Raw genomic sequence first — 17,198 nt, 5'->3', positions numbered from 1 at the left:
TTTAGGTTTTAGATTGTTAGATTTGTTTGGTAGAGTCAGACACACACCGCAAAGAGGAGATGTCTGCACCCAAGGAAGCTGGACTGATGCCGGCTCGTAAAGCGACCAATACGCCGATCGCCTCTAAATATGAGTTTACCTGCAAAGCTTTGATTCCGAGTTTTTCTGGGGAAGCTTGCATCTGAGTTTTGTTGTCGCCCACAGCGATAATCTGTACTGTCGATCGCCCGCTCAAACTCAGAATAGCACTGCCGCCGCACGCTGTGGCGGGTATCACCACCGCATCGACTCGATCCGCCCACAAACTCTGGGATGCCGACTCGAAATTTTGCCTGTTTGCATGGAAGTTCTCTCTTGTGGGGCGGGCATCTTCCCCGCCCAATACCTCTGACAGCCCAGATGCCTGTCCCACCGCAGGGGTGACAAATTGGGGAGCTTTGCTGAGGCCAGCCAGCACGCAAGGTAAGAAAGTATACCCGATTTCCTCCGCAGCCGATCGCGGGGACAGGTGCGGATCGAGGGGAAGTGGCGACAGCGCCGGGGCGTGGGCACAGGGGATTTTAAATGTTCTGACAATAAGGTGGCTGATCACGGCTTCCGCACCCGCGAGGGGGTCAACTCCTTTGCCGCGGCGGTAGTTTTCGAGGGCGATGCTGCCTTCATCGTCGGGAAATCTGGCGACAACTGCGATCGCCTGGACTTTGGCTTGTGCGATCAATTTGTCGGCGGCGCGCAGTAAACTGTCAGGATTGCCGATCGTCCCCCAGGATGCCCCTGATTCTGAAGTGCACAATTCTACTTGCAGGGGGCGATCGGTCAAAATACAATCAGTTATGTTCAAACCTAATGTAGCTCTAGCAGCATCAACGGCTTGCAAGTGGCGCAATTGTAACTCCGGCTCGATCGCGCAATCCACGATCAAGCCGATGCGATTTTGATGTACCGGTTGCAGGCCCCAGCATCCGGCTGCAAATTTGTCAAGGGCGTAACCTTCGACGTAGAGGGCGTTTGGTATCGGCCAATAAAGTTGAGCGCCGTTGAGGACGTTGGGATGAGTAATCAGGGTGTCGCAAATTTGGGCGATCGCCCTAGCGACAGGTAGCGCATCCCCTGCAAACCCACCGATCGAGGCTCCAACGCCTGTGGGGACGATCAAAACCACTGTCAAAGAGGGGGAGTTCACGCTGCTACGGGGGATGCTTCCACGAGCACGTAGCCTTCTACCATGGCTTTTTGGCGATCGACATCCACATCTGTGACTGCCCAGCGCAGGGGTTCGCCGTGTTTTTGCAGTTCAATTTCAATCGCCGAGTGGAGTTCATCGGCGGTGTCGCAAAGGTCAACTTCTGCGGAAATGAAATGGGTGGTCATAGGGCGATCCATAGTGTTTTTACCGCGATCGGTACTTCGGTACTTACGTAAATTTTAACTTAGTCCTAGGATTTACCGAACTGGCGAGCGTAAACAATGTCTTCTTTTTCGGTTTCTATCTTCAAGTGCGATCGGGGAAAAGAAACGCACAGTAACACATAACCTTCTGCTTGAAGTTCCGGACTAACGCCCATGCAATCAACCTGCTCAACTTCACCCTCAACAACTTTAGCAGCGCAAGTAGTACAAACCCCCGAATTGCAAGAGTTCGGCAAATCAATGCCCGCTGCGATCGCAGTTTGCAGAATTGGTTGATCTTCCGGCACTTCTACGGTATGGGTGCTGCCCTGGTGGAGAAATTCAACAGTGTAGGTTTGAGACATATTTCGATGATTCGTTTTAATTCCGAATTGGAATCTACAGTAGATTTGCAAACAAAGCAATCAGTATTTTACCGTTGTTGGTGATTTTGTGCAAATTTACAATTTTTTATGTTGTTCGTAATTTTTATTAAAAAAACACTGCAAAAACTTGCCATCTTGTCAAGCAGTTTCTTGACAAATATTAGATTTTTTTAAGGATTTATTAATTTCCCAGACAGTCGAGGCAGCTTTGAAAATCCGACTCGTCGTAGGGTGCGTCGCCACGAACAATCTCTAACCAAATATCCACCATCTCACAAGCGACGCACCAAACTTATTCACCACTCGTAGGGTGCGTCGCCACGAACAATCTCTAACCAAATATCAACCATCTCGCCAGCGACGCACCAAACTTATTCACAAGCAGAAGATATAGCAGTAATCGTAGGGTGTGTCGCCCTATAAAATCCCTAAATAAGCTTGATAATCTGATAGCGACGCACCTTCTATACAATAGTGGAGACAAAAACAATACTTATTTTGGATCGCAGCTTTTTATAAATGGTATAATATTTACCATCAACCCAACAACTCATCAACCGCAACACTAAAACCCGCCAGCACAAGCTGAGTGCTGATGGTAGAACCCAAATTAAAAGTCAACTTTTGAGATTGAGTCATAATCATTATCCAGCGACTTTCAGGAAAAACAATCCAAACCTCCAGACAACCCGAATCCAAATACTCTTGTGCTTTCAGAAAAACATCTTCCGCAATATCAGTAGGAGAAACAATTTCAGCAATTAACAGCGGACTTTGAGGAAAAGTAGGAACATCGCCATATTCAGCAACAAGTTCAGCAGTTAGATAAGCAACATCGGGACGGCGCACTCGCCTGTCAGTGCGACAAGGAACTTCCGTATAAACTTCGCCATTTTGTCCGCTCGATATCTTGTAATTTCCCCAAGCACGATCTAATCTAGATTGAATGCGACTGTGTTTTACTGTCATGCCATTTTTCTCCGCAATTTGCCCGTCCACCCATTCCATATCGTCGGGAGGATTGGCGATGAAGTCTTCTAGAGAAACATTTTCTGATAAAACGGCTGTCATTACCATAGTCATTGACTCCTTTTTGCAGAATTCACTGATATTATACAGAACTTAGGCGCGGGCGAGGCGAGAAACCCGGCTTTTACTAATTTTTCAGACTCTTGATTGTGGTTTCAGACTCTTGATTGTGGGGTGGGCTTCTAGCCCGCGCCGAAGATAAAATTTAAATCCGCAACACCTTACCAATTCCCGATTATCAATTCCCACCCTACTCAATATTAATTTGATTCGGTGGCTGATGTTTGTCATCCTTCAAAGTTTTACGCCCCGACGAAGCATAATCCTTGTACAAATCCACAAACATCTTAGTCAACTGCTGCAAAGAAAGCTGTTCCCCATTAATTTGAGCTTTCATATAAGCTTTCATAACTTCAATGTAAGCCAAACCGAGAGCAAGCGTGAGAGTTGCCGCCGTTGCACCCGAGATAGCACCCCCGACAACAGTACCAGCACCCGGAATCATTTTAATCAGATTAGTAACAATACTTCTCCCAACAGCAGTCACCCCGCCAGCACCGCTAATAGCAGATAGCATCGCCGAGACAAATCCCTTATCAAAGGGCATTCCAAAAATCACAGTAATATTAGCAATCATTGCCGTTTGCATCGCCATCAAAATCGGCGCATCAGCAAAAGGTACAGGAGTCGCACCGACAATCGCAGAACCGGCAACATAACCAGTTACATACTTAAATGCCATGTCAGATTTAAGCGCAACATTAGCAATTTGTTCTTTAACAAAAGCTTTTTTAGCTACTTCCGGCAGCAGTTGAAAAGTTGCATCTACCAACTTGTCTAAACCGTGAGATTTTACTGTATAATCCTCATCAATCTCTTCCGGCTCAGCCATGACAGCGATGATTTGACTGACTGGCAAATTCATGTGTTCCAGTTGCTTGAAAAACTCGCTCGGCTTTTTCGATGCAGTCTGAGTCAGAACTAAAATAACTGGTACATCTTTAACTTCCATTTCCTTGAGCCAGCTTTCCTCGACACTTTCTATTCTATTGGCGCCGTGATTGATGCAATACCAGATGACATGAATGTGCTCTTTGGGATGCAGGAGTCTTTGGTCTTCAATTAGTTTAGCAACGTTTAATTGAATAACCTTAATTTGTTCGGCATTGAGTTCGAGTCCGGGAGTATCGTAGACTGTAATCGGACAACTCGGTTTTGTATATTGGCGGATGCCGTGAGTTACCGGGCGGCCGACTCCGGTTTCTGCTAAGCGCTGGCGAAAAACCGAATTGATCAGCGTACTTTTGCCGACTCCGGTTTTGCCGATGACTAAAACATTGCACTGTCCCACTTGATTTTCTGCATCTTTAAAGGCATCGTAACTTTTGTTTAAAAGGTCATCTAGGGAAAAGTCGTCTGACATGGCTGTTTGCTCCAAATTATGACGAAATAGGACTTACGGACGGGTAGTCAGAAACCGGGTTTTTTCCGAAAATCCTTCCTGGTAGTCCACAGATTAGGTAAAAAACCCGGTTTCTTTGGCCTTGGGGGTAGTCAGAAACCGGGTTTTTACGAAAATCATTGACGATAGTCCACAGATTAGGTAAAAAACCCGGTTTCTTTGGCCTTAATGGGTAAGTCCTGTTAAAAATATTGTAGCAATTTGATTTGAGAATGCGCGCAGAATAATAAGGGCCGCCGAATAGAATTCCGATGCTCTACAAACAAAGTCCGCACTTCGACAAGCTCAGCGAACACCTTCGCGGACTAAAAAAACATTTGTATAATAATTTAATATTTTAAGCTAACAATTCATCGACGGTAATGCTAAAACCTGCGAGAACTTGTTGAGTTCTAACTGTTTCGCCCGCTCGAAATCCTAATATTTGATTTTGTGTCACCACGAATACTAATTGACTGTCAGGAAAAACCAGCCAGACTTCCTGACAGCCCGATGCTAAATATTCCTGTGCTTTGAGAAATACATCTTCAGCAATATCTGCGGGCGAAACTATCTCGGTAATTAAAGGGAAACTTTGCGGCAAAGTGGGAACATCGCCGAATTGTGCAACTAATTCCGGTGTGAGATAAGCTACATCGGGACGGCGAACTTGTCGGTTGGTGCGGCAAGGTGGTGAAATATAAACTTCACCTCTCTGTTGGCGGAAAATCATGTAATTTGCCCAAGAAAAACTCAAGCTAGATTGAATTTTACTATGCTTGACTGTGGCTCCATGTTTCTCTACGATTTGACCGTCCACCCATTCCATATTCTTGGGCGGATTAACCATGAAGTCTTCTATGGTAAGATTATCCTGTACGGTGGCAGTCGCGAGCAGAGCCGTTTCATCGATTTCGGGTAATTCGCTGGTAGTCGCGAGCATAGGTGTTTCCTAAATTTTCGATAGTTCGCTGATACTATTATTATCGCTGATGCAGTGGGAATTGTTGGGATGATTTGAACAGAGATTGCTACAAGTAAGGTGCGAAGTGCGAACCCTACAAAGTATATCTCATTGATTATCTCCCAGTTTTCTGATTAAAAATCTGACTTCTTCCAGCAAAGTATTAAATCTCTGGTCGTTTTCTAATTTGTACTGTTGAAAATCCTCATCCCGCCGCCGCATTTCTTCATCTCGCCGCCGCATTTCTTCATCCCGCTGACTGTCTCTTTCTAACATGGCATTGACAGCACCTACCAGCATATCGACATTGCGGTTAGTTTGTTCGATATTCCGAGTTGTTTGTTCTACAGTGGAAGATAAATCCTCTACAGTCGAAGATAAATCCTCTACAGTCGAAGCTAAATCATCCATCATTTCGTCTGTCCAGCGTTCTGTTGTCATTGTTTTTTTCGTTAGCTTGTTTTCGAGGGATATTTTAGGTAGTCCAATTATATTTTAGCGATCGCCCTTTCAGAAATGTTGTGCTACAAATTAGAAATGTTCCAGCACATATTTTTCCTGTGCGTAAACATTCCGCAGCGACTCTACTGCGATTTGTGGCAACATAAATTTAATTACTCCAACCAACTTTCCCCAGTCGAACAATTCTGGAACCGAAACAGCTTGATGAAATTTATCTGCATAGAAATAAACCCAAAAATCCGGTGCATTTCTGTCTTTCTTGCTCATCATGCGCCGCTTCCAATAACCAAAATCTAAACCTTGGGGCGATTCTACTCCCAAAATTGGCGGTAAGTCGGCGTAGCTGACAAAGCGACTCATTCCTTGGGCGTGCACGTAAAGGATATGCCGCCAGCGCTCGATGCGATATATTTGTTCTACCTTGATTTTGAGGAGACGCGCGATCGCCTCTTTCGTCGCAAACCGGCTCAAGGGATGAACGGGGGTTGATTTCCGCGAAAAGTTTGCTAACATAGTTGGTACATCCTACTTAGTTGGTATATCTGAGTTGGTACATCCGACTTAATTGGTAGATCGGACTTAGTTGGTACATCCCACTAGATGGGAATTTGATTTGAACAGGCGATCGCCCTTGAGTTTTCCAGGCGTAAGGACGATCGCTTTTTACGATAAAAATATTATCCGACCTATATAGATCATCTGTCAAGAGCTTATGGGCTTAATTAAATTGCGGATTCGAGAATTTGCGGACGAGAAGGGTTGGACGCTCAAAGAAGTGTCCGATCGCTCTGGCGTAGTGTACAGTTCCCTGAGAACCTACGCGCGATCGCCCGGATTAGCAACGATTGACGTGACGGCTTTGCACAAGTTAGCCAGAACATTCGATGTGATGATTGAAGATTTGTACGACATTGTGCAGGAATAGCCGATCGACTTTGACAATAAAATCCTGAAAAACTCAATCTTGTTTTTTGTCAATGGGCTTAATTAGATTGCGGGTGAGAGAATTTACGGCCGAGAAGGGTTGGACGTTGAAAGAGGTTTCGGATTGATCGGGAGTCATCTATAGCACTCTCACAACCTATTCGCGTTCTCCGGGGATGGCAATGGTTGATTTTACGTGCTTGCTCAAGTTGGCGCGGACATTTGACGTGATGGTGGAAGATTTGGTTGAGGTGGTGAAAGAGTAGTGGTTGATTTTGGCTGAAAGCTTGGTAACATCATAGATACATCCCTTGTTTGGGAATTAGATGCGATCGCCTTCACCTTTGAGTTTGAAAGTTTGAGTTTTGCAGACCTTGGGGCGATGGGCTTTTGGGATACAATTATCCTATTGATGGTACACCATCACTTGTCAAGTATGGGTTTAGTTAGGTTAAAAGTCGGAGAATTCGCTGCTGAGAAAGGCTGGACGCTAAAAGAGGTTTCAGAGCGATCGGGAGTCATCTACAGCACCGTCAGACACTATGCCCGCTGTCCGGGGGTGTCAACTATTGACTTCATTTCGATACACAAATTAGCCCGCACATTTGATGTGATGATTGAAGATTTGGTGGAAATTGTGCAGGAATAAAAGGCATATTTACATTCAAACAAAGCGTCTGAATTACTCCAGACGCGATCGAACTTTTATCAACTCAATATTGCTCAACAGTTGCCAACATCTGACTCACAGACTCACCACTTTGCAGCATTTCCCAATCAGAAGTAATCGGTTGGTAAGAACAGTAGCACAGCACAATTCGCAAGTCAGTATCAAAGGAAGAAAACTGGTGAACGCTAGTAACTATCCAATCTCCATCTTTCCCGTGAGTTACTCCATTACCGGAGTCAGAGAGATTGTCGTAGTCGCGGGTTCTATCCCCCGGCTGGGGAAGAATTGGGTTTTCTTCCCAACTCCAGTTTTCCCACAGAATATCAGTTAAACCGCCCTTCGGCATAAGCTGGCGTTCTTCCCAACCGGGAGCACTCATGGTTTCGGCTTTGTAGACAATCCAGATTTTTTTTGCCATCTTTACCTTTGTCTTTTACCAATGAGACTATTTTGATAAAGTGATTAGTTCAGCCAATTGTTCGCGACTGGCCCACCAATCATCTAACGATATAGACACGAGTTGTACGTCATCGGAATTGCTCAGCGATACTGGGGGTAAATCTGACCAAATTGTTCTGTAGATAAAATCAATTATTTCTATGATATCATCGCTATCGTAAGGGTAACGACCGCCAGAAAAATCTTCATAATTCACATCAGGATGTGTCAGTAAATATTCAAATGCCAGTTTCAAATACTCCAAATCATTGTGATTGCTGGCGTTTTGTTTCATCCACTGAACTAATGGCAAATAGTCTTGCATTTCATCCGGCGGTAGTTCGTGATGATTGAACCACGCAACTGTTATGTCAGATAAATAGTGATTGACCATTGCTGTACTAATTTTCATAATTATTTCTCCTTGTTTTTGGATATGATTAGGGTGGTGCTGTATAGCTTGCCGTAAGCTGATCCCAATTTCTAGCGTCAGGATAGTGCTGTTTTACTTCCCAACGGTTAGTTGATGAATTCCATTCTAACTGAGTTTGAGTTCGGGTAAGTCCCTTAACAGACTGAGCGTTGGTGTAAACTTTCCCTTGTTTTCTGCTAACAGGGTCAGTTATTTTAACCTTAGTTCCTGAACCGACAAAGCCATCATCAATCGGCTTTCCGTGCTCTAGGATAATATTGAATGACCCTTGTTTTCCTACCAGTGGCGGTTGGCTCAAATCAATACCTTCTCGTTTGGCGATCGCATCTAACGCTGCTTGACGGGTTTCCAGCCAATCTTGATAACTGTTGAAACGAGTTGAAGCCTGTGTCGGACTGAAAACCCCGTTGGGAGCAATACCAGTTGTCAGTCGATTTTCTAAGTCAATATTCGACCGATCCGGGCCATGTCTGGCTAGACTATGACCTCCATCTTGGAGTTCGAGATTTTCAGCAGTTGCTTTGGCTATTTGCTCGTTTTGATTGGATTGGGTAGATGGTGAGGATGCAGGATTGTTAGAGGAACTACTCGGATTTGGCTGATTGGGGTTATGAGTCACTTTGGTAGCTAAATTACTAACATCGTCTCTGAGATTAGTTGCTAATGTCGTTGTTGGCAATAAGGGCGATCGCGCAGCAGCATACCCACCACTCTGATTCCCAATCATCGCCTGAATCAATTCTATCTGATTCTGACTTTTTTTCAAGCCGCTCATTCCCTCAAAACAGATTTCCAGAATCTCTGCAATCTCTCGCCTTAGCTCGTAAACACCACGATCGGGTAAAGATTGAGCGCGACTTTGCACCTCAGCCAAGCTATCAATAACTTGACTGAGCATTGACTGAAGCACATCGCACTCTTCGTTAATTCCCATTAGCCCCCTACAGTCTTCTGGATGTCCTCTGCTTGTCCAATAGCATTATTCAGAGTTTTAATTCCTTCGGCACAATATTCATAAATTATCTTCATTTTAGCTGGCAACTCGCGGGGTGGTGTATCTTCTATCTGTCCAGCTAAGGCTTTGGTTTCTTCTACCAATTCAAGGACTTTATTCATTGTTGCCTGAAAGTCATCTATCTCATCTAATAATGCCATGATCTCACTCCAAAAAACATCAATACTATTATAAACTAAACTCAAGGAATTTCCCAAATTTCATCTGGCACTTTTGGGGTTCCCACAAGTTTTGGTTTTCCATCTAACCCTTTATATATAGCTCTCCCTTTAGGATCTACAGGTAAATCCGCTGCTGTTCTTTCACCCAGTAATCTCATACTATCTGTGCTGGAGTCAATCCTAAAAATCACTTTTTCTCCCATGTTGTTTGAAGTTTGTGTGTCAATTATATCTGAAGTTGGGGTTTGGCTACAGTAAATAATGTGGATTGCAGTTACACGACTTTGAGCAGCCAAGTTATTGAGATGGGTTTCGATAGTCTTTTTAATGTCTCGATCAGCAGTTTTTATATAAAACGCTTCATCAATAATCAGCAGAATACGAGGTATTGAGATATCATGTTTTTCTTTAAGATCCTTCAAACTTCTCACTCGCTTTTCAAGCATCTGCTGTCGCCTTTTTTCATGTTCATCCCACAATTGACCGAAAACTTTAGCACATTCTTGTAGTTGCGTTACCATTTTTATAGTCGGCTGTTGATCTACCATGAATTGGTAATGTAAACCCGCTTGAAAATCAATAATATAAATTTCGCGGGATGGATCAGCATACAAAAACTGGTAGATAACTGAGCTGATAAAGTTAGTTTTACCTGAGCCGGTTCCTCCCGCAACAATCCGATGAGGAATCTTGGAAAAATCGGAAATGCAGGGTTTTCCATTTTCGTCAATTCCCACTATGTAGGAGTCTTCAGTGATGAGTTTTCGATGTTCTCTGACAACATCCTCTATGTTTAATTTTTCAGGTAATTTATTTGAGAATGCCTCAATAGGAACATCCGCCGCACTTCTGGAAACTGCAATGCGGAAAAATCCAGTGATTTCTTGAGCACTCGCTAACCGATGCAATGGTTTTAAATCAACTATCCGAGAAGGGGGCGGAGTTGATGACAACTTCGTTAAGGCTGAACCGTCTGAAACAGTATTATATAGTTGCGGTAGATTTTGATTGGGTTCCGAATTGATGCCACCTGTCAACAATGGTGCGTTGGGAACACTGAATGATGGTTTTTCTGGGAGATTTGCCGAAGAGTTACTTAATTTTCCTACGCCTTTTTTGGGTGGTTCTATGGCATTTTTAATTAACATTTGACCAATGTCTTTTTGCCAGCCTTCCCATTCAATAGCGGTGGAAATTTCTACTTTTTTTGTGGCTTCCAAGCTTTCGGAAAATGCGGGGTTGCTTTTGTTGACTTTGACAATTCGGCATTGTTTTCCGTGAGGGGTTTCTTTGGTGGCGTGCTCGATGAGGGTACTGAGGACGACAGAAGCATCGCCCCAATTTTCGGCTAAGGCTTTGATACTATATTGGAATAAGTCACTGCTGGGATATAATTGTTGGTATTTTTGATAGAGTGCTAATGTGACAGATAGAAGGTTGTCTTTTGTGCCGCTGGCGTTGACTTTTTCTAATTGAGCGAGCATTTGGTCGATCGCATTTACCCAGGATTTTTGATTGGGGTTGTCATAGGTTTGGAGGGTGATTTCTAAAATTAGTTTGCTGTCGGCGCGCTGGATGACATCGCAGACTGCTGACATATCATTGGTGGGATTTGCCTCGAAGAAGTGAGGTAAGTAGTAATTTTGGGGCTCGATTAATTCCTCATGTTTGAGTATTTCACCAATAATTTGCACCCAGTCTAAGTTTTGGCAGATGCTAAGGTTGGGTTGAGGGGTGAGGGTGAAGAATTCGCTTAATTTGCCTTTGGTGAGGAGGCTAAGAATTTCTTGGGAATGTTCTTCGGTTTGGGTATTGTGGGGTTGATTGATTAGGAGGTATGTTTTGAGTTTTGGGGATTGATTGGGGTCATAGATGTAGCGGAGGGAAATTGTTAGGTTAGTACCGAGGCGGCTAATTGAGCGTAGTGTCTGATCCTGAGTTTGTAGTAACTCTCGACGGAAAGTATGTTGAGAAGTGCTATCCCACAAAGATTTATGATAGTGAATTTCTAATAGTAGGGGGAATTTATGAGTCGTCATGTATCATTACCATCGTTTGGATAATTTGCTATAGCCTTTTCCCAAAAGATGAGGCACGAATTTCAACCTGGATATCTTGAATAATACAGGATTTCAGCATACCTCGATTTACAACCGAACTCTACAATAAAGATCGGTTTCTAAATTAATTAGCAAATTCTTTTTATTCTTCAGATGTGATATCAGTAATTTAGAACCAAACACGCTCAAGCCCGTCACTATAAACAATATTATTACTATTGTTTTAGCTACAGTAAAGAGAAATATTAATACAATAGGCACTAAACAGCCGTAGGAATATAATTCATCCAGTTGATTTTCCGATTCGTCTATGTACAAAGATATTTGCCATTTCTTGTCGTATAATTTTAATAACACCTGACTTTTAAGAGATTCTAATTCATGAACGGTCTGAAGGCAATCATGATACGTGTCATTTTTTCTAGGATATTCTAACGAAGAAAAACCCGGAATATTCTTTATTTTACCATACAAATTAGAGTCTACAGACTTAATGCGATATGATATTTCTTTTAACAATTTTTGGAGATTTTTAATTGTGGTTTGAATATGAACTAATTCCTTGATTTGCTCTTTTAAAGGATTAGTATATTTTTCATTAGTTTTTATAGTATCCTCCTGCTTACTTTGCAAATATTTTGTCACAATTGATGCTGATTTTTCATATTTTACCCCTAATGGTTTAGCAGCACCTATAGCACTTGTAAATATTGCTGAAATTTCCCTTTCATACTGGCTTGCTGATGCAATATAAGTTTCTAGTTGTGAAATCGTTAAATGTTTATGAGCTAATTTATTTGTTTTTTCTCTTAAAGAATGAGGCCATATTTCACAATGTTGCATAGCAATCTTCTGCCAATGTTGGAAATCTTCTGTCCGAGGTTTCACCAGTGATCTTAATTGTTCATACTTTGTTCCTAATAATTTAGTTGCAGCTATAGCACTTGTAAATACTGCTGAAATTTCTCTTTGATACTGACTTACTGATGAAAGATAAGTTTCTAGTTTTGAAATCGTTAAGTCTTGTAGTTCAGGTTTCTCCCAAGTATCCAAACTGTAATTAAAAACCAAAGCATCTAATACGGTATGAGCATCAGCATTTACTCTAACTAACTCCTGCTTGTATGGGGTCAAAAGCCTCACCGCTAGATTCCGCAACTCTGTATCTTCCAACAGCAGTTTGCTCAAAGTGGTCAGTTTTTTGTTTAAATTTCTTGCTGTATAAACGAGTTCCGCCGCGTCAATCTTCAAAGATACTTCATAGTTATAATTCAAGAATTGATCCAAAGTCTCAAATAGCAATTCTTCAATTTGAGAAGATTCTTTAAATATCAATCTAATCTGACGCAGCGCCACATTCTGCAACGGTAGATCTTCTAGCAGCAGTTTACTCAATGTCTCTACTTTCTTTAAGCCACTTGCTTTGGTGATAATCTCTATCGCCATTATTCTTACAGAGACTTCATGGGTGCGATCGATCAAAAATTGCTCTAAATACCCATAGAGAAATTTCTGATTATCAACAGATTCCCTGAAAAGTGACTGAGCATGGTGCAGCACAACTTCCAGCAATTTGGCATTCTTTTCTTGGGTCAGTAACTTGCTCAACGTTTTTAGCTTTTTGCTTAAATCCGTTGCTGTATGAATGATTTTGGCCGCAGTTATTCTCAAAGTCACTTCATGGTTAGAGTCATACAAAAACTCTTCCAAAAGCCCATAGATAAATTTCTCAATCTCAGCAGATTCTTTGAAAATTAGCTCCGCCTCACGTAGCGCCGCCCCATGTACAATCCTATTGGGCGATCTCAATCCTAAATACACCCCTCGCCCGTGTAAATCGTGAACGACATCTCCTACTAACTCCTGATAATTCCAAGAGCTATCATTACCAGCGAATAACTCCTCAACCGGCCCGTACAGCCAAAATTCTCGGTTTCTATCATATTCTGCGGTTGTTTCCCCTCTGGTGTTTAGGCGCTGAATTCTGTTAATTTCCGCTAGCTTACGATCGCGAATTTCCCGACGAATGCGATCGAGAGGTTCAGTGAAACCGCCACCTTCTAAATGCTGTAAATCCCTTAGAGAATATCCAATGTCTTCCAGGGCCTTCGCCGCCGCCCATCGAGTCAAATCGCTGCTAACTTCCCCCTTCCCCTTAACTTCCTTCGCGATATCTTTGAGCACATCCCAGTCAGCTAGAGCCTGCTTGACGTGACCGTGTTGTGCCGCACGACCCAAACCTTGCAGCGCCAGAGCCCGCGTCGTTAGCGATCCTTGAGTTTCCCAGATGTTGGCGAAGAAAGGAACAGCCCGATCGGGATCTGTTTCGGCATAATCGAAGAATGCCTGGATTTTTTCTCCCACATTTCTGAAACGATCTGGGAGACCGCCTCCACCTGGAATGTTTGAAAGGTTACTCATACTGATCTCGCTGGCGATCGACTCAAAGCACTTTTGAGTATGATACATGACTAGCTCAGCTTTTAGCAAGTGGAATGACTAATGTATACTTGGCTACACAACCGAGATGCTGGCGATCGCCCCAGCCCGCAACATCATTGAGGAAATTCTCACAGACTCCCCGCTACCGGGTTTTTTCTGTTCCGCGGCTTCAGCTAGTCGATCGTAAATTGCGGTTGCTACTTCGGCCCAAGTGCGATCGAATAAACCCCCATTATTTTCACCTTTTCGAGCCTTCGCAGAGGAAACATCGGCTAACAACAGCTAGTTAAAGTCCTGCGGTGCGGTGGTTTGAGCCGAAAATGTATTGTTCGCCCAAGCCAGTACGGATGTAGCATTTTGTTCGAGGATGCGATCGATCGATATTGTCGGGGGAGATTGAGTCATAATTTATCTACTCCACATATTCGATATCAGCGTTTGCTAGTATTTGTAGGGTGCGTCGCCATCGACAATCCCCAAAAAAAGAGAGACAATCTGATAGCGACGCACCTTACACAATAGTTAAGGAAACAAGTATTGGGTTTGTTTACACGAGCCCTTAAAGTTCCCAGGTGCGTCGCCGTGAGATTGTCGATATTGAGTTAAGAATTTTTCGTAGCGACGCACCCTACGACTACTACACAAAAAATAGCGCCTGAGTTCCCCCAGACGCCTAGCATAAAATCAACAAATTGTCAACCCTAACTTAACCGTTCAAAGCCTCAGCACCGCCGCAAACTTCCAGAATTTCCTGGGTAATTGCCGCTTGCCGCGCCTTGTTATAAGTCAGCGTCAAACTACCAATCAAATCGCTAGCATTCTCACTAGCATTGTTCATCGCCGTCATCCGCGCAGCCAACTCGCTAGCAGCAGATTCTTGCAAAGCCCGCAGCAATTGATTGTTCAAATACAAAGGCAAAAGTGCTTCCAAAATTTGCGCCGGATCTTGCTCGAAAATCATGTCCCGTGGCAAACTCTTTGTAGGCTTAGCAACTTTTTCCCGCGATACTTCAAAATTTCCGCCTTTTGTTGTCAAGCGGAAGATTTCATCATCGGGAGTTTCCAAACCTTGGGGGTCGAGGGGTAACAACGTTTGAATTACTGGACGCGAACTAATTAGTGACACAAATTTGGTGTAAATTAGCTCAACTCTGTCCACAGTTCCCGACAGGAACAAAGACAGCAATTCGTCAGCAATTTGGGCCGCTTCCGGTGCAGTCGGAATTTGTTCCAAGTTAGTGTAAGTAGCATCGATCGGCTGATCGCGACGTTGGAAATACTGAGTAGCTTTGCGTCCTACCAACACGAATTTGTAGTTTAAGCCTTCAGCTTTGATTTCCTTGGCGCGATTTTCGGCGTATCTAATGATGTTACCGTTGTAGCCGCCGCACAAACCCCGATCGCCCGAAACTACCAAAAGTCCCACCGATCGCACTTCGCGTTTTTTCAGCAGCGGTAAATCCTGACTTTCAAACTGCAAGCGTTCTGCCAAACCGTACAATACCTCTGCGAGGCGATCGGCAAAAGGACGAGTAGCAGTCACCTGTTCTTGAGCGCGGCGCACCTTAGCCGCAGCCACCAAGCGCATTGCTTCTGTAATCTTTTTAGTGTTCTTGACCGACTTAATGCGATCGCGAATAGTTTTCAGATTTGCCATAACTTTCTCCTTACATCCTTGTCCGCATCATCTTAATTAAAACCGCCGATAAACGCAGATAAACGCAGATGAACATCAGATAATCTGCGTTTATCCACGTTCATCTGCGGTTCAAACTTTCAACTCGATTTACGCAGAAACCAAGAAAGTTTGCTTGTATTCTGTGATGCCTTCTTTCAGCAGTTTCTCAGCTTCATCTGTCAAAGCTTTTCCGCCTTGAACGATTTCGCCGTACTTCGGCTTGCTAGTCCGCAAATAGTCGCGCAAACCAACAGTAAACTTGCTTACTTTATCCACATCGATGTCATCCATGTAGCCGTTAATACCGGCATAGATCACAGCCACTTGTTCGTTCATTGGCAGAGGAGAACTTTGCGCTTGTTTCAACAGTTCGCGCAAGCGTTGACCGCGGGCCAATTGATTCTGAGTAGCTTTGTCCAAGTCAGAAGCAAACTGAGAAAATGCTGCCAGTTCTTCAAACTGCGCCAATTCCAATTTCACCTTACCGGCTACTTTTTTCATTGCCTTAGTTTGAGCCGCCGAACCTACCCGCGATACCGAAATACCGGGGTTTACAGCCGGACGCAAACCAGAGTTAAACAAGTCAGAAGAAAGGAAGATTTGACCGTCGGTAATCGAAATTACGTTGGTAGGAATGTAAGCAGAAACGTCGCCGGCTTGGGTTTCAATAATCGGCAAAGCTGTCATGCTACCTTCGCCCAAATCGTCGCTCAATTTAGCAGCGCGTTCTAGCAAGCGAGAGTGGAGATAGAAAACGTCTCCGGGATATGCTTCGCGGCCGGGAGGACGGCGCAGCAACAAGGACATTTGGCGGTAGGCCTGTGCTTGTTTGGAAAGGTCATCGTAAATGACCAAGGTGTGCTTGCCTTTGTACATGAAATACTCGGCTAAGCTTGCGCCTGTGTAAGGTGCCAAATATTGCAGGGTAGCGGGGTCGCTAGCGTTTGCTGCTACGACGATTGTGTAGTCCATCGCGCCCTTTTCTTGCAGGACGTTGACGATGTTAGCTACTGTGGAGGCTTTTTGACCGATCGCCACATACACGCAAATTACATCTTCCGATTTTTGGTTGATGATTGTGTCGATCGCGATCGCAGTTTTACCAGTTTGACGGTCTCCAATAATCAGTTCCCGCTGTCCTCTTCCCACAGGAATCATCGCATCAATAGCGGTAATCCCTGTTTGCATCGGTTCGTAAACAGAACGGCGAGAAACGATACCAGGTGCCGGAGATTCAATCAAACGAGACTCAGTAGTTTTAATGTCGCCTTTGCCGTCGATCGGACGGGCCAAAGCATCAACTACGCGGCCCAACATTGCTTCACCAACGGGGACTTCAGCAATTCTGCCAGTAGCAGTAACTGCCGAACCTTCTTGAATGCCGAGACCTTGGCCCATCAACACTGCACCGACGTTATCTTGTTCGAGGTTCAGTGCGATACCTACAGTGCCGTCGGCAAATTCTAGCAATTCGCCGGACATAGCCTTATCCAAGCCATAAATCCGGGCAATGCCGTCGCCTACTTGCAAAACAGTACCGACGTTAGAGACTTTTACATCTTGGTCGTACTGTTCAATTTGCTGGCGAATAATGCTGCTAATTTCGTCAGGTCTGATTGCTGCCATGTCAGTTATTATTTGTCAGTTGTCAGTTGTCAGTTGTCAGTTGTCAGTTGTCAGTTGTCAGTTGTTTAAAACTACTAATT

The 17,198-nt window shown here is 43.9% G+C and carries 20 protein-coding genes and 1 pseudogene; 3 read left to right on the top strand and 18 right to left on the bottom strand.

The window, feature by feature from the left end; all coding sequences use genetic code 11:
* Positions 1 to 16: 16 nt before the first annotated feature.
* The 8 genes from QUB64_RS12945 to QUB64_RS12910 form a co-directional block, all read right to left on the bottom strand.
* Complete coding sequence (locus QUB64_RS12945; RefSeq protein WP_333268833.1) at positions 17 to 1,183, bottom strand: DUF3326 domain-containing protein; 1,167 nt, start codon at positions 1,181 to 1,183, stop codon at positions 17 to 19.
* On the bottom strand, positions 1,180 to 1,371 hold the full coding sequence (locus QUB64_RS12940) for a hypothetical protein (RefSeq protein WP_333268834.1): 192 nt from the start codon (positions 1,369 to 1,371) through the stop codon (positions 1,180 to 1,182). Before QUB64_RS12940 ends, QUB64_RS12945 begins: the two co-directional genes overlap by 4 nt.
* A 65-nt stretch (positions 1,372 to 1,436) precedes the next feature.
* Complete coding sequence (locus tag QUB64_RS12935; protein ID WP_333268835.1) at positions 1,437 to 1,754, bottom strand: 2Fe-2S iron-sulfur cluster-binding protein; 318 nt, start codon at positions 1,752 to 1,754, stop codon at positions 1,437 to 1,439.
* Positions 1,755 to 2,312: 558 nt separating this feature from the next.
* The gene (locus QUB64_RS12930; protein WP_333268836.1) at positions 2,313 to 2,858 is read right to left on the bottom strand and encodes a Uma2 family endonuclease; all 546 of its coding nucleotides are present in this window, start codon (positions 2,856 to 2,858) and stop codon (positions 2,313 to 2,315) included.
* 196 nt (positions 2,859 to 3,054) lie between these two features.
* Complete coding sequence (locus QUB64_RS12925; protein ID WP_333268837.1) at positions 3,055 to 4,227, bottom strand: YcjF family protein; 1,173 nt, start codon at positions 4,225 to 4,227, stop codon at positions 3,055 to 3,057.
* A 376-nt stretch (positions 4,228 to 4,603) separates the two neighbouring features.
* The gene (locus QUB64_RS12920; protein ID WP_333268838.1) at positions 4,604 to 5,188 is read right to left on the bottom strand and encodes a Uma2 family endonuclease; all 585 of its coding nucleotides are present in this window, start codon (positions 5,186 to 5,188) and stop codon (positions 4,604 to 4,606) included.
* Between the two features lie 129 nt (positions 5,189 to 5,317).
* Entirely contained in the window at positions 5,318 to 5,650 is a 333-nt protein-coding gene (locus tag QUB64_RS12915; protein WP_333268839.1) for a hypothetical protein, read from the bottom strand.
* 90 nt (positions 5,651 to 5,740) lie between these two features.
* Positions 5,741 to 6,184 (bottom strand): hypothetical protein, encoded by a 444-nt coding sequence (locus QUB64_RS12910; RefSeq protein ID WP_333268840.1) that lies wholly within the window; start codon positions 6,182 to 6,184, stop codon positions 5,741 to 5,743.
* Between the two features lie 199 nt (positions 6,185 to 6,383).
* On the opposite strand from QUB64_RS12910, the gene QUB64_RS12905 reads away from it, so the two are divergent.
* From QUB64_RS12905 to QUB64_RS12895, 3 genes and pseudogenes are all read left to right on the top strand, one after another.
* A complete protein-coding gene (locus QUB64_RS12905) occupies positions 6,384 to 6,596 on the top strand; it encodes a helix-turn-helix domain-containing protein (RefSeq protein WP_333268841.1) in 213 nt (70 codons plus the stop codon).
* 52 nt (positions 6,597 to 6,648) lie between these two features.
* Positions 6,649 to 6,861, top strand: a pseudogene (locus QUB64_RS12900) (helix-turn-helix domain-containing protein).
* 170 nt (positions 6,862 to 7,031) lie between these two features.
* A complete protein-coding gene (locus QUB64_RS12895; protein ID WP_333268945.1) occupies positions 7,032 to 7,244 on the top strand; it encodes a helix-turn-helix domain-containing protein in 213 nt (70 codons plus the stop codon).
* A 64-nt stretch (positions 7,245 to 7,308) separates the two neighbouring features.
* Here QUB64_RS12895 and QUB64_RS12890 read toward each other — a convergent pair whose 3' ends face one another.
* The 10 genes from QUB64_RS12890 to atpA all read right to left on the bottom strand — a co-directional run bounded on the left by QUB64_RS12890 (position 7,309) and on the right by atpA (position 17,118).
* Positions 7,309 to 7,683 (bottom strand): hypothetical protein, encoded by a 375-nt coding sequence (locus tag QUB64_RS12890; RefSeq protein WP_333268842.1) that lies wholly within the window; start codon positions 7,681 to 7,683, stop codon positions 7,309 to 7,311.
* Between the two features lie 27 nt (positions 7,684 to 7,710).
* Positions 7,711 to 8,115: a hypothetical protein gene (locus QUB64_RS12885; RefSeq protein ID WP_333268843.1), complete on the bottom strand. Its 405-nt coding sequence runs from the start codon at positions 8,113 to 8,115 to the stop codon at positions 7,711 to 7,713.
* A 28-nt stretch (positions 8,116 to 8,143) separates the two neighbouring features.
* Positions 8,144 to 9,070, bottom strand: coding sequence for a hypothetical protein (locus QUB64_RS12880; protein WP_333268844.1), 927 nt, complete (start codon positions 9,068 to 9,070; stop codon positions 8,144 to 8,146).
* The gene (locus QUB64_RS12875; RefSeq protein WP_333268845.1) at positions 9,070 to 9,252 is read right to left on the bottom strand and encodes a hypothetical protein; all 183 of its coding nucleotides are present in this window, start codon (positions 9,250 to 9,252) and stop codon (positions 9,070 to 9,072) included. Before QUB64_RS12875 ends, QUB64_RS12880 begins: the two co-directional genes overlap by 1 nt.
* An 80-nt stretch (positions 9,253 to 9,332) precedes the next feature.
* Entirely contained in the window at positions 9,333 to 11,351 is a 2,019-nt protein-coding gene (locus QUB64_RS12870; protein WP_333268846.1) for an FtsK/SpoIIIE domain-containing protein, read from the bottom strand.
* Between the two features lie 108 nt (positions 11,352 to 11,459).
* The gene (locus QUB64_RS12865; RefSeq protein ID WP_333268847.1) at positions 11,460 to 13,793 is read right to left on the bottom strand and encodes a hypothetical protein; all 2,334 of its coding nucleotides are present in this window, start codon (positions 13,791 to 13,793) and stop codon (positions 11,460 to 11,462) included.
* A 93-nt stretch (positions 13,794 to 13,886) separates the two neighbouring features.
* Positions 13,887 to 14,093: a hypothetical protein gene (locus tag QUB64_RS12860; protein WP_333268848.1), complete on the bottom strand. Its 207-nt coding sequence runs from the start codon at positions 14,091 to 14,093 to the stop codon at positions 13,887 to 13,889.
* Between the two features lie 3 nt (positions 14,094 to 14,096).
* A complete protein-coding gene (locus QUB64_RS12855; RefSeq protein ID WP_333268849.1) occupies positions 14,097 to 14,219 on the bottom strand; it encodes a hypothetical protein in 123 nt (40 codons plus the stop codon).
* A 301-nt stretch (positions 14,220 to 14,520) separates the two neighbouring features.
* Positions 14,521 to 15,471 carry a F0F1 ATP synthase subunit gamma gene (locus tag QUB64_RS12850; RefSeq protein ID WP_333268850.1) on the bottom strand — a complete coding sequence of 317 codons (951 nt, stop codon included), beginning with the start codon at positions 15,469 to 15,471 and terminating at the stop codon, positions 14,521 to 14,523.
* A gap of 129 nt (positions 15,472 to 15,600) precedes the next feature.
* Positions 15,601 to 17,118, bottom strand: coding sequence for a F0F1 ATP synthase subunit alpha (gene atpA / locus QUB64_RS12845; protein ID WP_293154898.1), 1,518 nt, complete (start codon positions 17,116 to 17,118; stop codon positions 15,601 to 15,603).
* Positions 17,119 to 17,198: the final 80 nt, after the last annotated feature.

Origin of the sequence: Microcoleus sp. Aus8_D2, from assembly GCF_036702665.1 — a bacterium.
In the GTDB taxonomy this organism is placed as follows: Bacteria; Cyanobacteriota; Cyanobacteriia; order Cyanobacteriales; family Microcoleaceae; genus Microcoleus.
Note: the sequence above shows the minus strand (reverse complement) of the source record. Positions and strands in the feature narration are given on the sequence as shown.